Annotated in this window: 16 protein-coding genes; 14 read left to right on the top strand and 2 right to left on the bottom strand. The window is 35.8% G+C overall.

From position 1 onward, the window contains the following. Nucleotides 1-49 precede the first annotated feature (49 nt). From ACIQAA_RS13185 to ACIQAA_RS13230, 10 genes are all read left to right on the top strand, one after another. Nucleotides 50-784, top strand: coding sequence for an MBL fold metallo-hydrolase (locus tag ACIQAA_RS13185; RefSeq protein WP_402619957.1), 735 nt, complete (start codon nt 50-52; stop codon nt 782-784). A gap of 16 nt (nt 785-800) precedes the next feature. Further along, nucleotides 801-1787 carry a lipoate--protein ligase gene (lplA, locus tag ACIQAA_RS13190; protein ID WP_402619960.1) on the top strand — a complete coding sequence of 329 codons (987 nt, stop codon included), beginning with the start codon at nt 801-803 and terminating at the stop codon, nt 1785-1787. Between the two features lie 223 nt (nt 1788-2010). Beyond that, a complete protein-coding gene (locus tag ACIQAA_RS13195; RefSeq protein ID WP_402619963.1) occupies nt 2011-2745 on the top strand; it encodes a YheC/YheD family protein in 735 nt (244 codons plus the stop codon). 103 nt (nt 2746-2848) lie between these two features. Continuing rightward, nucleotides 2849-5170, top strand: coding sequence for a YheC/YheD family endospore coat-associated protein (locus tag ACIQAA_RS13200; protein ID WP_402619966.1), 2322 nt, complete (start codon nt 2849-2851; stop codon nt 5168-5170). A gap of 39 nt (nt 5171-5209) precedes the next feature. Then, entirely contained in the window at nt 5210-6286 is a 1077-nt protein-coding gene (locus ACIQAA_RS13205; protein WP_402619969.1) for a YheC/YheD family endospore coat-associated protein, read from the top strand. A gap of 4 nt (nt 6287-6290) precedes the next feature. Beyond that, nucleotides 6291-7325, top strand: coding sequence for a YheC/YheD family protein (locus ACIQAA_RS13210; RefSeq protein ID WP_402619972.1), 1035 nt, complete (start codon nt 6291-6293; stop codon nt 7323-7325). 241 nt (nt 7326-7566) lie between these two features. After that, nucleotides 7567-9123, top strand: a complete 1557-nt coding sequence (locus tag ACIQAA_RS13215; RefSeq protein ID WP_402619975.1) for a fatty acid--CoA ligase family protein — start codon at nt 7567-7569, stop codon at nt 9121-9123. Nucleotides 9124-9285: 162 nt separating this feature from the next. After that, nucleotides 9286-10017 carry an AzlC family ABC transporter permease gene (locus tag ACIQAA_RS13220; RefSeq protein WP_402619977.1) on the top strand — a complete coding sequence of 244 codons (732 nt, stop codon included), beginning with the start codon at nt 9286-9288 and terminating at the stop codon, nt 10015-10017. Next, nucleotides 10007-10315 carry an AzlD domain-containing protein gene (locus ACIQAA_RS13225; protein ID WP_306076344.1) on the top strand — a complete coding sequence of 103 codons (309 nt, stop codon included), beginning with the start codon at nt 10007-10009 and terminating at the stop codon, nt 10313-10315. The genes ACIQAA_RS13220 and ACIQAA_RS13225 overlap by 11 nt, the downstream gene beginning before the upstream one ends. Nucleotides 10316-10409: 94 nt before the next feature. After that, nucleotides 10410-11681 (top strand): M48 family metallopeptidase, encoded by a 1272-nt coding sequence (locus ACIQAA_RS13230; protein ID WP_402619980.1) that lies wholly within the window; start codon nt 10410-10412, stop codon nt 11679-11681. A 54-nt stretch (nt 11682-11735) separates the two neighbouring features. Here ACIQAA_RS13230 and ACIQAA_RS13235 read toward each other — a convergent pair whose 3' ends face one another. Further along, nucleotides 11736-11969, bottom strand: coding sequence for an IDEAL domain-containing protein (locus tag ACIQAA_RS13235; RefSeq protein WP_402619982.1), 234 nt, complete (start codon nt 11967-11969; stop codon nt 11736-11738). Between the two features lie 183 nt (nt 11970-12152). Here ACIQAA_RS13235 and ACIQAA_RS13240 point away from each other — a divergent pair, with 183 nt between their 5' ends. Beyond that, entirely contained in the window at nt 12153-12728 is a 576-nt protein-coding gene (locus ACIQAA_RS13240) for a competence protein ComK (RefSeq protein ID WP_402619985.1), read from the top strand. Nucleotides 12729-12732: 4 nt separating this feature from the next. Here the strand turns inward: ACIQAA_RS13240 and ACIQAA_RS13245 are convergent, their stop codons facing one another. Further along, nucleotides 12733-13098, bottom strand: a complete 366-nt coding sequence (locus ACIQAA_RS13245) for a YhjD family protein (protein ID WP_402619988.1) — start codon at nt 13096-13098, stop codon at nt 12733-12735. A gap of 228 nt (nt 13099-13326) precedes the next feature. On the opposite strand from ACIQAA_RS13245, the gene ACIQAA_RS13250 reads away from it, so the two are divergent. From ACIQAA_RS13250 to lepB, 3 genes are read left to right on the top strand one after another with little or no spacing between them, the layout of a single operon-like run. Continuing rightward, a complete protein-coding gene (locus ACIQAA_RS13250; RefSeq protein WP_402619990.1) occupies nt 13327-14274 on the top strand; it encodes an LCP family protein in 948 nt (315 codons plus the stop codon). A 43-nt stretch (nt 14275-14317) separates the two neighbouring features. After that, the gene (locus ACIQAA_RS13255; RefSeq protein ID WP_402619993.1) at nt 14318-14971 is read left to right on the top strand and encodes a TVP38/TMEM64 family protein; all 654 of its coding nucleotides are present in this window, start codon (nt 14318-14320) and stop codon (nt 14969-14971) included. Between the two features lie 2 nt (nt 14972-14973). Continuing rightward, nucleotides 14974-15528, top strand: coding sequence for a signal peptidase I (gene lepB / locus ACIQAA_RS13260; RefSeq protein WP_402619995.1), 555 nt, complete (start codon nt 14974-14976; stop codon nt 15526-15528). The last annotated feature ends 49 nt before the right edge of the window (nt 15529-15577 follow it).

Consider the following 15577-nt stretch of genomic DNA (forward strand, 5'->3'; position numbering starts at 1 on the left):
AGCTGTTTTATAAATAGCTTCTTTTTTTATAAATAAGGGGGGTTTTTAGATGAAGTTGACAATTATCGGTTTTTGGGGTGGATACCCGAAAAGAAATGGCGCAAGTTCAGGATACTTGTTGGAGCATGAAGGATTTAATCTGTTAATTGATTGTGGCAGCGGTGTTCTTGCGAAAATGCAAAATATCATTGAGCCAGAAGAGCTTGATGCGGTATTAATTTCTCATTATCATCCTGACCACATTGCAGATATTGGGGTCCTGCAGCACGCACGATTAATACAGGGTTTTTTAGAGAAGAGTTTTCCGACATTACCTATTTATGGCCATTCTTTAGACAATACAGAATTTGCGAAGTTAACCTACAAAGAAATCACGAAGGGAAATGCATATTCACCTAATGATGTTTTGACTGTTGGTCCCTTCCAAGTTGCCTTTTTAAAAACAGACCATCCGGTGCCTTGCTATGCAATGAGGATAGAAGCAAACGGAAAGTCGATTGTGTACACAGCAGATAGTTCCTTTAAAGAAGAATTTATTGAGTTTAGTAAAGGCGCAGATCTATTATTATGTGAATGTAATTTTTATCAGCACCAAAACGGCAAATCAGCAGGTCATATGAATAGCATTGATGCAGGAAGATTTGCTGCAAGAGCTGAAGTTAAACAACTAATTCTTACCCATCTGCCACATTACGGAGAGGTTTCTAAGCTAATTAGTGAAGCCAGTACGGAATATACTGGTATAATAAAACTAGCAGAAGAATTTCAAACTATTTCACTATAAGAAGGGGAAAAATCGTATGTTATTTATTGATAATAAGGGCATTACCGATCCAAGAATAAATCTTGCCATTGAAGAATATGCGTTGAAAAATCTTGATATCAATGAAACGTATTTATTATTTTACATAAATGAGCCATCGATTATCATTGGAAAAAACCAAAATTCAGTAGAAGAAATTAATACCGAGTATGTTGAGAGTAATGGTATCCATGTGGTGCGCAGATTGTCTGGCGGGGGAGCAGTCTATCATGACCTTGGCAATCTTAATTATAGCTTCATCACAAAAGATGACGGTGATAGCTTTCACAATTTTCGTAAGTTTACCGAGCCGGTGATTGCTGCACTAAAACAGATGGGAGTAAATGCAGAATTAAGCGGCAGGAATGATATTTTAGCTGAAGGCAGGAAAATATCTGGGAATGCCCAATTCTCGACCAGGGGACGGATGTTTACCCATGGTACACTGCTGTTCAATTCCGAAATGGAGCATATTGTCTCAGCCCTGAGGGTAAAAAAGGATAAAATCGAATCCAAAGGAATTAAGTCTGTCCGAAGCAGGGTGGCTAATATATCAGAATTTTTGACAGAAAAATGGACTATTGAAGAGTTTCGTTCTGCTTTGCTGAAGTTTATTTTTCAAGGGCAAGAAGTAACGGAATATGTACTAACGGAAAAGGATTGGGAGAATATCCATCAACTTTCAAAGGAACGCTATCAAAATTGGGATTGGAACTACGGCAAATCGCCGAAATTTAATCTCCAGCATTCCCATCGCTTCCCAGTGGGGCAAATTGATGTTCGCTTAGATGTTGATAGAGGAATTATTGAAAACTGTAAAATCTATGGTGACTTTTTCGGTGTCGGCGATGTAAGTGATATCGAAAATAAACTAAAGCATGTTCGCTACGAAAAGAGCGAGCTAGAAGCGGCACTTAAAGATGTCGACACAACCTTTTATTTTGGAAATGTATCAAAAGAAGAATTTATCAACCTTATATATTAGAGTTTTACACGGTGAAATATTCACCGTGTATTTTTTAGGCTTTCTATCTAATGGTTTACACAAACAAGGCATAAAACCTTTTGTGGGTTAATTTATTATTTCTATGCTGGTTGATTAAAAGTCCATGCCTTCTCTATTTCTTAGAATAAATTATTAGTGAATAAAAAACTAAAATGGGTAATCTTCCGATAAATTTGGCTTTTAATCAAAAAGGGGAAATAAAATGCGTGTTTCTGTTGGGAAATGGACAAAACATAAATTGATGTTGGAGAATGAAAGACTTGCATCCTTTTTGCCTGATACACAATATTTGAATAGAACTTCTTTAAATACAATGTTAGACAAATATAATCAAATAATGGTAAAGCCATGCAATGGTTTTCAGGGGAGAGGAATTATCCAAATCTCTTCATTACAAGATGAAAAATTCGCACTTCATATTGAACGCAGTAAAAAGTTCGTAAACGGAAAGGAGAACATCTACGATTACTTAAAAGAGAATCACTTTCCAAGAAAAAGACACCGGTATATCGTCCAGCAAAGAATTCCACTTGCCGCGATAAATAATAATCCATTTGATGTTCGGGTAATGGTACAAAGGAAAAAGGATTCATTGGAATGGGCAGTAACGGGAAAACTTGCAAGAGTGGCAGCAAATAATTTTGTTGTTACTAATGTCGCAAAAGCAGTTTTATCAGTGGAAGATGCTATTGAAAAATCACTGATAAACAATGAAAAAATAAAAGATATTGTCGCTGATTTAGAGGAAGTTTCCTTGTTAATTGCGGGGCAATTATCAAATTCCTATTCCCAAAAACGTGTATATGGAATAGATCTTGGTATTGATTTAGAAGGGAAGGTCTGGATTATAGAAGCAAACCTAAGACCGGCTATTTCCATGTTCAAATATTTGAATGATGGCTCATATGAAACCATTAAATCTTTTAAAAGAGGATGAAAAATGGCTAAGTTTAACATCTGCCCATACCTTTTAAAGTGAAATGAATATAAATTATGGTAAAGGTCCTAATTACCTATTTATATTAGGAGGCGGAGGATAGATGATGAATACGGTTGGTGTACTGCTTTCTAAAAGGGAATGGAGTAAGTTACTTAGCCAAAAAAACAAGAAGGACGAAATTTGGCATATTTATGCTAAGAAGGGTAGAGAGTTAGACCTTAAAATTCAATTCTTTACACTTGTTGATCTTTCTCTCGAGAGTTTAAAAACGCAAGCAATTGAACTTCAGAATAATTTAATGATAAAAAAGGAAACAATTGACATCCCATCGATTATCTATAACCCCACTATGTTTTATAAAAAAAAGAATATCAAAAAATTAAGGGAACTTTCTAACCACCCTAAAATTCAAGTCCTTAATGAGCACCATATAATAAAGAAAAATGAATTATGTGCATTAATGGATTCATATTTTGATATAAAAATAGATTTTGATGAAGAAAACGACGCTGACAATACTGTATTTACTTTATATGTATTAGGTCAAAAAAAGTTAAATAATAAATGGAAATCCCCGCTTATGTACGCAAAAGATTCCAGCCAAAAATTATACTATCTAGAAGATTCCTCAATGGATGAACTATGGGAGTATAGCCAAAAGGTTTTAAATATCATTCACTTTTATTATCCTGGAATTTTCGAGATTGGTATTGTATTTTCATTAAATAGTAATGGTTTCTATTCCTTAAGTTCAACCTGTCCGATCAGTACCATTGTTAAAGACATTTTTGGATGGAACACTAAGATGTGTGAAAAAATATGTAAATTCCCATTCAAGGTTGCCAAGGAAATACTGCGACAAAAGGATTATCACGATGAAATCAGTAATGAATATAGCCTTGCTTATCCACAATCAACTGAACTTATACCAAGTCAATCTGAAGATAAAATGATCAAGCATTCTAATGATCACAGTATTAATCTTTGGATCAAATTAAAGGAGTTTCAGGAAGAGGAAATGTGCCTGAAATTACCAATGCTTCCGTCAAAATTAATCACCAGTGACCAAATCTCCCTCCAGTTTGGAATTAAAGAACAAACTTGTAAAATTGACATCATTGAGAGCGATTTTCGTTTAAACCGAAATTCATTTACCAATCCTGCAGAAGTGATTATCTCTAGTTCTCTTTTAAAGAAGCTGCATATCCCCATGGACTTGACATATCAGTTAAAGATATCAAACGATAAAGTAATAATTGGTCCAACCATTGGGCTGCTGCTAGGAGAAAACAATCAACTGTACAGTCCAGCCTATATGGAAAAGTACTCTGACCGTTTAATGGAATATGAGAAATTTGGAGGCTTAGTTGTTGCCTTTTCCACGCGTTCCATCGATTGGGACGAAGAGATTGCCTATGGGATGCTGTATGATCCATTTCTTAAAGCGTGGAGATATGATTCTGTACCAATTCCAGCTGCCTTGTACCGTAGAAATTTCCATCAAAATCATGATAGGATTAACGACCTGATTGAAATGACAAATAAGAATTTATTCAATTCCCATTACTTTAAGAAATCTGATCTGATTTTATTAAAAGATGAAAAGGAAATTCGTAATCATGTCCCGGCCACACATCTATTGAAAAAAATCGACGATTTCATTGAATTTATTCAGGATAAGGAAAAGGTTATATTGAAGCCTGTCAGCCTTTCACGAGGGAGAGGCATTTTTATACTGGAAAAAAATCAAAAACAAGATGATGGCTATATCTTATACGACCATCAAAATGAGTTTATACTGCGGCATCTGATTCCTGATAACAAGAGATTAGAAGAAATGTTAAAGAAGTTAAATATATTAAATAAGCAATATTTGTATCAAACTTACATTCCGCTTCTGAAAATAAACAACCGCCCTTTAGATGTGCGAGTAGTGATGCAAAAATATGATATAAAAAGCTGGAAATGCTCTGGTATTGAATGCAGGGTTGCCGGTGAGAATGAGGTGTTAACCAATATTTCAAGAGGCGGAGAAGCAATGACCTTGGAGGAAGTAGTAATTGGATCAGGAATTAATCAATCATACAATAAGATTTATGAGAGTATTATAGGTCTTTGCCAGAAGTTCTGTTATTTAATCGATAAAAAAGACGAACACTATGCAGAATTTGGTTTAGATATCGGTCTTGATCAAGAGGGGTTTCCATGGATTATTGAGGCAAATATTTTTCCGAGTTTTAAAGGCTTTAAAGAAATGGACTATGAATTGTACTTAAAAATACGCACTCAGCCTGTCTTTTATGCTGTTCATTTACAAGGATTTTGCGTAAGTGAAAGTGAGGCAGGGAGTTCCTATGAAACATTTAATAAAAGAAATTCCCATTCCTACTCCAACAATTCTCTTCCTTTAAGTGCAGATTAGGGGTTAATAAAATTTACTGGAAAGAAGGAGATTAGGAATATGACTACTCTAACCGTAGGAATTTTAGTAGATGGGTTGATATATAGCCGGATTAAGAATAACAGGTCATATTTTAAGCCTGTCAGTTTTTATGAAGAAGCCTGTTTACAATATGGGATGTGTCCTTGCTTTTTTCGATTAAAAGATATAACGCTTGAGACAAATCAAGTTAATGCGTTAGTAAAAGGTGATAAGGAAAAATATGAATTGAAAGTTATCACCATACCGAAAATTATTCATAATCGAGGACTTTTTTTTAGGAATGAATCAAAGTTAAAGATAATGAATCTTCAAAAAATGGGGGTCATTATTTTTAATGATAGGAATCGTTTTGGAAAATGGGTTGTTCATGAAATTTTAATGAAAAATGAAGAATTACAGCCCCATTTGCCTGAAACGAAACGAGCAAGTTCAGAGAATTTCAACGAAATGATGGAGAAGTATAAAGAACTAATCATTAAGCCCAATAGTGGAAGTCTAGGCAGCGGGGTCGTTATGGTCGAAAAAAAAGATAGTGATCTTTGGGAAGTTCGATACCGCCAGAAGAGAGAGGCTTTTGCTAACGTATGGCCGGAGATCATTCGTAAAAAGGTCTTAAATAAAAACTACATCATTCAGGAACGAATTCCTCTTGCAGAGTATGAAGGAAGCCCTTTCGATTTACGTGTTTCCGTCCAAAAAAATGGATTAGGAGAATGGCAGGTAACAGGTGTGGTTGGGAAGGTTGCAAAAATAGGAAATTATGTAACCAATGTTGCAAAAGGTGGTACCTGTAAAACGCTTAATGAACTATTAAACGATTATTCTGACCTGGACTTTAATGAAGTCTACCAATCAATTAAGGACTTTTCAATTAAAGCTGTAACTGAATTAAATAAGTATTTTCCTAACCTAGCAGATGTTGGGCTGGATATTGGTTTAACTACTGAAGGTTTTCCCATGTTTATTGAATGTAATGGCCGCGATCTAAGAATATCATTTAAAATAGCCCAAATGCACGAAGTATGGAAAGCCACATATACAACACCAATCAGTTATGCACGGTATCTTTTTGATTCCAAGATTGATGAGGAGTAATTTTATGAAGACTCGGGATGTGATTTATTTGCAAGGAATCGGTATGCTCCACTTCCGGGAAGATCCTGCAGATGTAAAAAAGGCGTACCCCTTTGCAGCCGTTGCAAAAATGGAGGGAATTCACTTTTTTTACTTTTCATTTAATAATGTAGATTTTGACAACATGAAGATTGATGGCTGGATGTATGAGGAAGGGAAGTGGATTCAAAAACAAGTAGATTTTCCTGCCGTTGTGATAAACAGCTGTAACCCAAAAACGGAGAACCAGACTAAAATATTAAGGAAGTTAAAAAAATATGCCATTTTAACAAGCTTTCCTGTAGGGAACAAAATGAAAGTATACAAAAAAGTGAAAAAAGCAAAAGTGTTCGCCTCATATCTAATTCCTTCCACTACGCTGCACAAGCCTGAAGAACTTATTACATTTCTAAAAAATCAGCCGAAAGCCGTAATAAAACCTTTATCTGGAAATCATGGAAAAAAGGTGTTTTTTATTGAAAAAACGGAGCAACAGTATAAAGTAACAGAACAATTCAACACAATGTATTTGAATGAAAAAGAACTTAACAGATACTTTCAGCCAATTATTACGGGACAAAGGTTTCTGATGCAGCCATTCATTGAATGTAAAACAAAAAATGGTCTTACGTATGATTTTAGATTACATGTTCAAAAAAATGGTGAAGGGAAATGGGAAATCAACTTGATTTATCCTAGAATATGTGGAAATGCAAAAATGATTAGTAATATAAGCAGTGGCGGCTACCGTGGAGAATTAGCCTCCTTTTTAAAAGATGAATTTGGTGAGGATTCGAAAATGGTCAAGGAAAGCCTTGAGGTTTTTGCTTTAACCTTTTCTGCTCATTTTGATACTTTATATGAACATTCCTTTGATGAGCTTGGTATAGATGTTGGTATCGATGCAAATCAAAGATTGTGGATGTTTGAAGTGAATTGGAGACCAGGTTCAAAGAACAGGGAATTTGAAGTTGCCAAACGCCTTATTCCTTATTGTAAATATCTTATAAATAAAAATTGAATACCTTAAAATGAAGCACAAGAATGCATCATGCCTTTTAAGGTCATACAAATGCCCCTTCTTATTACAGACTGATAAAAGGTGTGTAAGAAGGGTTTTTTGTAATGGATAGTGTAGAGGTGGAAATTTGACGAATCTATTAAAGTTTTACTTGAATACTTAAATTTCTTTAAATATAATATATTTAGAAAATTTTTACGATTTAGTGAATGAGTATTCATTCACAAAAGGGAGGGAAATTATGAATTTATCAACTAGACTTCAGGAAACAGCTAAAAACGCAGCAGGCAAAACGGCCTATTATTTTATGGGACAAGGTACTACATATGCTGAACTGGATGGGGCGATTACAAAATTTGCGTCCGGCCTTGAAAAGTTAGGAGTTAAACAAGGTGATCACGTTGCTTTGTTACTTGGGAACTCGCCTCATTTTGTCATAGGCTTATACGGGGCTTTGAGGTTAGGAGCCACTGTCATTCCAGTTAATCCTATTTATACAGCAGATGAAATTGGTTACATTTTAAATAACGGTGATGTAAAACTTGTTGTTGCGCTAGATATGGCGATTCCATTAGCTGAAAAAGTCCATGCCTTCCTGCCTAAGGTAGAGAAGTTTGTATTCTGTGAAACTAGTAAAAATGGTATCTCTCAGCATAATGTTGAATCTCTCACACTTTACTCCAAAATGAAATCGTTTACAGAGGTAATTGCCTCTGGTGATCTCACCTACCAAGGCCCAGAGCTGAAAGATGATGACACAGCGATTATTCTTTATACTTCTGGGACTACAGGGAAACCAAAAGGTGCGATGTTAACCCACAAAAATTTATATAGCAATGCTAGTGATGTTGGCGATTATTTAGGGATGAATAATCAAGACCGTGTCATCACTACCCTGCCTATGTTCCATGTATTCTGCTTAACGGTGGCTTTAAATGCACCATTATTAAGTGGAGCTACCTTGTTGATTGCCCCAAAATTCAGTCCTAAGGAAATTTTTGAATTAGCAAAAGAGTATGAAGCAACGGTTTTTGCCGGGGTTCCAACGATGTATAATTTCTTATTCCAATACCCTGAAGGCAACCCTGAAGATTTTAAATCTCTAAGATTATGTTTATCTGGCGGTGCTTCTTTACCAGTTGCCCTGCTTAATAATTTTGAAAGGAAATTTAATGTCCGTGTTTCTGAAGGCTACGGTTTGTCTGAGGCTTCACCGGTTACCTGCTTCAATCCACTGGACCGCCCGCGTAAGGCTGGGTCTATCGGAACCTCAATCCTTCATGTGGAAAACAAAATAGTTAATGAACTGGGGGAGGAACTTCCTGTTGGAGCCGTTGGAGAATTAATTGTTGCTGGTCCGAATGTCATGAAAGGCTACTACAAAATGCCTGAAGAAACAGCAGCAGCCATTCGTGATGGCTGGCTATTTACTGGGGACTTGGCAAGAATGGACGAAGACGGATATTTCTATATTGTCGATCGAAAGAAAGATTTAATTTTAGTAGGCGGTTTTAATGTCTATCCTCGAGAGGTTGAAGAAGTGCTATATATCCATCCCGATTTAGTAGAAGTCGCTGTACTAGGCGTACCAGATTCAAATCTTGGAGAAGCAGTAAAATGCTATGTTGTGAGCAAAAATCCGAGTACGACTGAAGAGCAATTACTTGAGTATTGCCGAGAACATTTAGCCAAGTATAAAGTTCCTGCTTCCATTGAATTCTTGGAAGAACTTCCAAAGAATACAACAGGTAAAATATTAAGAAGAGCACTAAAAACTCAAATTACACAGACCGTTTAAAGACAAACTGGATATAAGGGAAAACATGGCAGAATTCTCGCCATGTTTTTTTATTTCATTATTTTTGAAAATTTGATAAAATTTACTTTTGATTCAAGGAATGAAGAAGTCTAGCTTCAGGCGAGGCAGGCGCCTTACGCTTTCCATAGGAGGGGGATAAAGTTGTCAGATTTTGCAATTGGAAAAGAATCTACTGAATTTAAAAAGGGTTTACAGGCAGGGATCAGCATTGGTATTGGTTATTTTCCCATTGCTTTGACTTTTGGATTTCTTGCAAAAACATCAGGACTTTCTATTTATGAATCAGTATTAATGAGCATGGTTGTATTTGCAGGGGCGTCACAATATATTTCATTAAGTCTGCTGGCTTATGGGACAGGGATAGTTGAAATTGTATTAACTACTTTCATTGTGAACATTCGTCATTTTTTAATGTCAACTTCTTTGAATGAAAAGTGTGAAGATGACCATCTTGGCAAAAAAATGCTTTATTCATTTGGAATTACAGATGAGACATTTTCAGTCGTGGCGACGAGAGAAGGGACAGCGACTACTGGGTTTATGTTTGGAGTCAATTTATTGGCCTATTCAAGCTGGGTAATTTTTACTGGGATTGGTCATTTGATAGGGGCAAGTCTTCCACAAACATTACAAGAAAGTATGGGCGTTGCGCTTTATGCAATGTTTGTTGGCCTCTTAGTTCCTTCTCTGAAAAAAAGCGTGAAGGTGTTATTTCTAGCCTCCCTTGCGGCGATATTTAATACGATTTTTACAATTGGCGGCTTTATGGCACAAGGGTGGGCAATTGTTACCTCCACCATTTTATCGGCTGTTATGATTGAGCTGATTGAAGTGATAAAAGCAAGGCATTGGGGTGTAAAGCATGAAAAGTGAAATAGTGTGGATGATTATTGGAATGGGTTTAGTTACATATATACCTAGGATGCTTCCGTTTGTTTTATTTAAAGGTATGGAGCTGCCGCCATTTATCCAAGGTGTACTGAAAAATGTTCCATATGCAACCCTCGGAGCATTAATTTTCCCTGCGATTATCTTTCTTCAAAAAGATGATATTTGGTATGGAATCGCAGGTGCTGCCGCTGCTTTTGGTGCTGCTTTTTTAGGGGCAAATGTAATTGTTGTTGTTCTCGGTTCTATCACAGTGCTTGCTCTATATTCATATTTTCTTTAAGTCGGTTTAACCCGGCTTTTTTTAGTTCTAAATATGAACTTTATAACTAAACTAAGTATAGAGAGGTTGTACAAAAAGGGGGACAAAACATTACATGGTTAGAAAAATGGGATTCTATGCAGTTTTGGCCTATGTGATATATGGGTTGTTTTTTTATTGGTATTTATTTCACTTTGCAGACTCAAGCCTGCCTTTTGAATATCAAGGAACGAAAGCAGATCCTGCAACTTTTTTAAATGGCAGAGAATTAATGTTAAGTGAAGAGTATTCAAAAATAAGAAATTTGTTATTTTTCCTTTCTACACCGTTTGAATGGCTTTTCTATTTTCTGATTTTATTATTTGGCTTATCAAAAGCATTCAAATCATGGGCAGAAAGTTCATCCAAGTATAAGCTGCTGCAAACGGCGATTTATCTTATATGGCTTTCTTTTTTTGCTTTTCTGGCTACATTGCCTCTAAGCTATATCAGTTACACCGGGTCAAAAACCTATAACATTTCAACACAAACCTTCGCCTCTTGGATGAAGGAGGAGTTAATCGATTTTTGGATTAATTACGGGACGTTATTGATTATTGTTCCAGTTCTATATTGGCTCATGAAAAAAAGTGTTAAGCGCTGGTGGCTTTATGCTTGGATATTGTCGATACCTTTTACCTTGTTTATGATGTTTTTACAGCCTGTAATCATTGACCCGTTATATAATGATTTTTATCCTTTGAAAAATAAAGAATTAGAAACGAAGATATTAACTTTAGCAGAGAAGGCGCAAATTCCCGCCGAACATGTTTTTGAAGTGAATATGTCTAAGGAGACTAATTCCTTAAATGCTTATGTATCAGGAATTGGCTCTAACGCAAGGATTGTACTTTGGGATACCACTCTAAATAAATTATCAGATGATCAAATTTTATTTATCATGGCCCATGAAATCTGTCATTACGTTGAAAAGCATATTTATATCGGAATCGCTTTATATTTATTGTTCTCACTTATTGGTTTGTATTTAACGTACCGCATCATGAGTTGGGTAATCGCACGATATGGAAAAGAACTGAAGATACCGGACGTAAAAGATATTCGTTCCTTACCGCTCTTTTTCATGATCATTTCAATGCTCCTGTTTGCATCCAGTCCTTTCTCTAATTTAATTTCTCGATATGAGGAAAAAAGGGCCGACAGATATGCGATTAATATGACTCAGAATCCTGAAGCTGCTATAACATCCTTCCAGGAATTAACCCGATCGGGATTAAGCCAGGTTAACCCGCCGTTACTAGTAAAGATTTTCCGTTACAGTCATCCTTCGATGCTTGAACGCATTTCAATGCTCGAAGAATACGAAGTAAAACAACGTAATAAATAAAGATGGGAAGGGAGAATTATTCTCCCTTCCCATTTTTATTTAAGGCTCTTTTGTCTACGTTCCGAATCGTTTGTTTATTTCGACTAATTGTTTTGATAAAAGGTAAAAGTTTTGTTTATCGCGATGGTCAATCGCACAGTCAATTTTCTTCAGCAGTTTTTCTCTTTCAACATTTAATTGAATCTCTGATAAGAGCATATCGATGTATAAATCTTGGACAAAATTCTCTTTCCGATGACGTTTCATGGCACCAATTTTCATTAATTCCGTGTATGATTTCTCATTCATCAAAATCACCTCGATGCTTTTTAATATTATATGGTTTTTTTTTGATAATATCAATGAACATTTACAATTTTCAGTTTTATTTTTCTGTAATAACTTTGTGAATAAATTCGCAACAATTCAGAAAAATAAATAAACCATAAATCAAACATGATATGATGGATAAAATTGCTAATGGAGTTGAAGATGTTGAAGCTAAAGCAAATTGAAGAATATGAGGCTAATCCATTTACGATGTTCGTTAAACCCATCGCGTACGGCAGTAAAATTTATTCGGAGATTTTCGAAGTAGAGGACGAGTTTTTATCCCCTTTTAAACCGCTCGATATTATAAGAAATAGTTGTGAGTACTATGGGAGTGATTATGAAGGCCGGAGGAATGGTACAAAACAGTTAGTTGGTTATGCACATAAGATTCCAATCGCGATTGATCCTACAAACCGCATTTTTTTCTTCCCTACCACATCACCTAGCCGTCAAGAATGTATTTGGATTTCCCATGAACATGTAAAAGATTACGATCGCATTAATCCCCAAGAAACTGTAATTCTTTTTAATAATAATCAGTCATTTAAATTCCCTGTTTCGTGCAGTACGATTATTTCTCAACTGGAGCGAACAGCTTACTTAAGAACAAAGTTAATGCAAAGAATTGAATACAATGAAAAAAAATCTTTTTATTTACTACAACGGCCAAAGGCCATGGAGGCATCAGAAGATTCTTATCATTATGGCAAACAGAAGATAAAGGATAAACATTAACTTCTTAACGGGACAGATACTGCTTTAGAAAATAGAACTCCATTAATTCTTGAACTTTATTGCGTATTCTTGGATTAAAGTAATTGTGTGCTTCTTCATACCCTTTATATAAGAACATATACATAGTAAAGGCATCGTCCCGTTTTGTTTCCATTACTTTCAGGTTATTCTTCTTCATATATCGTTTCACTTCTGCTAATTCCGTTTGAATACTTTTCATGGTTTCTTCAATTAGTTGTAAATAGGGTTTTTTTAATTTAAAAGGACTGTTTTCTACAACCGTTAAATCACGATTTAAGACAATTAATACCATCGGCAAATAGATGGCTTTTTCCATTATATTACGATCCTCCTCTGGAATTCTGGTCATCCCATCATCGGCCCCTTTCTGAATCAGTTAGAACACTTGTTCTTATATTATCATACAAAAGTCTTATTGAAAACGCAATGCTTTAAAGCTTGCGTTTTTTTTATTTGCAAAATTTGGTACTTGTATGAGAAAGTTTTTGATAGAAGGATATTTTATCGGGGAAAATGAATTATATATAGACACAAAAAATTTGTCCTTAAAAATATGACATAGATGGGTGAAGCCAGAATGAGATACGAGAAACACAAAAAAAAGAAAAAAAGAAAATCGGCCTCTATAGTATTGGTCCTGCTACTGTTATTTGGGGCTGCGGCTGGTTATGCATACTATCAGTATAAACAAGGAGTTAATCAATCATTAGACAAAATTAATAATGACGAAAATAATGTTAACGAAGAAGTCTACACTTTTGATGGTAAAAAGGATCAATATGGGGCTACCAATATCCTTCTATTAGGAAGCGATGCCAGAGAGGGTGAGGAAGTATCACGGGCTGATACTATAATGATTGCGCATTATAATGAGGACAAAGGAACTTATAAGCTAACCTCTATCATGCGGGATATTTATGTAAATATCCCTGGTGAGGGTAAGCATAAAATCAATTCAGCCTTTATGCGCGGCGGTCCTGAACTAATGAGGAAAACAATCAAACAAAACTTTGATATTGATTTACAGTATTATGCTATCGTTGACTTTGAAGGCTTTGTTCAATTAATTGATGAAGCGTTTCCTAAAGGGGTAGAGATAAACGTTGAAAAGAGAATGGAAGATTACATTGAGGTTCCACTCGATCCAGGACTGCAAAGATTAAATGGGGAGCAAATGCTTAGTTTCGTTCGGTTTCGGCATGATGCTGTAGGTGACTTTGGCCGGGTTCAACGTCAGCAGCAGGCCCTTCAGGCAATAAGTGATCAGCTTTCAGGAATTCAAACAATCCCGAAACTCCCTAAATTAATAGGTGTGGTCACACCATATATCAACACAAACATGGATACCGGAGATATATTGTTTATGGCGAAGGATTTCTTTGCAAAAGATAGAGGAAATATTCAGACCTTTAGAATTCCTATTGAAAATGGATATGAAGATGCAAAAATAAAAGGGGAAGGTTCTGTTTTGGATTTGGATTTAGAGATGAATAGGGAGGCCTTTCACCAATTTTTAACTCAATAATCCAACCAAACAGCTGCAATGCAATAAGGTAAGGAGCAATCATATGGACTTTGAAGCAATCAAGGCATGGTTCACACTAGAAAATATAATGGACTTAATTCAAGAGTACCGGTCCTTTGGACCAATACCCGGCGTAGTGCTTCCCCTGATTGAAGCATTTTTACCGTTTCTGCCGTTGGTTATTTTTGTAATGGCTAATGCCAGTGCTTTTGGGCTTTGGCTGGGATTTTTATATTCTTGGCTGGGATCTTGCCTGGGAGCGCTGCTGCTATTTTTGCTCATCAGGAAGTACGGACAAAAGAGAGTTTTTTCTTTTCTATCAAAACACCCACAGGTTCAAAAGCTGATGGACTGGGTAGATCGGCATGGTTTTGGACCACTCTTTTTACTCCTTTGTTTCCCATTTACTCCATCTGTGGTAGTAAATGTTGTAGCGGCTTTTTCGAAAATCAGTATTTACCAATACATGCTTGCTGTCGCAATTGGCAAAATGGTGATGATTTTCACCATAAGTTTTGTTGGCTATGATCTTCAATCATTGATTACTCGGCCATACCGTACTGGCATAGTTTTTCTAGTTATTTTTATTCTTTGGTATGTTGGAAAAAGAATTGAAGTAAGATTGAATAAGAGCATGGAAAATGACCATAATGAGGAAATAAATAGAGGTAAAGAACTGAAGAAAAGGAGGAGTTAAAAGTGAATATCGAATGGAAAAAAGAGGGGATTGAATGGATTAAAGCTTTTGCAATTGGAATTATTATTTTTGCTTTTATACGAACCTTTTTCTTTTCTAACTATGTTGTTGAGGGAGAATCAATGATGCCTACCCTCCAGGATGGGAACAAATTAGTCGTCAATAAACTAGGCTATCAAATTAGTGATTTGAGCCGTTTTGATGTCATTGTGTTCCATGCTAATGAGAAAGAGGATTTCGTCAAGAGAGTGATCGGGCTTCCAGGGGATAAAATCGAGTTTAAAGACGATCAATTATATATCAACGGACAAAAGTATAAGGAACCATTTTTATCTGTTTATAAGCAAGAAATACCCGGTGTCAAACTTACAGGCGATTTTAGTTTGAAGGAAATTACAGGTGAAAGTACTGTACCAGATGGAAAGCTATTTGTACTAGGAGATAATCGCTTAGGGAGCTGGGACAGCAGGCATTTTGGTTTCATCTCTGTTAACCAGGTTGTAGGAAAAGTCGACCTCCGTTACTGGCCGCTAAACGAAATGGATGTTCAATTCTAAAATAAAAATAGATTAAAACCCTGAGAGCGATAATCATATCGCCTCTTTT

It is taken from the genome of Neobacillus sp. NPDC093182, from assembly GCF_044754045.1.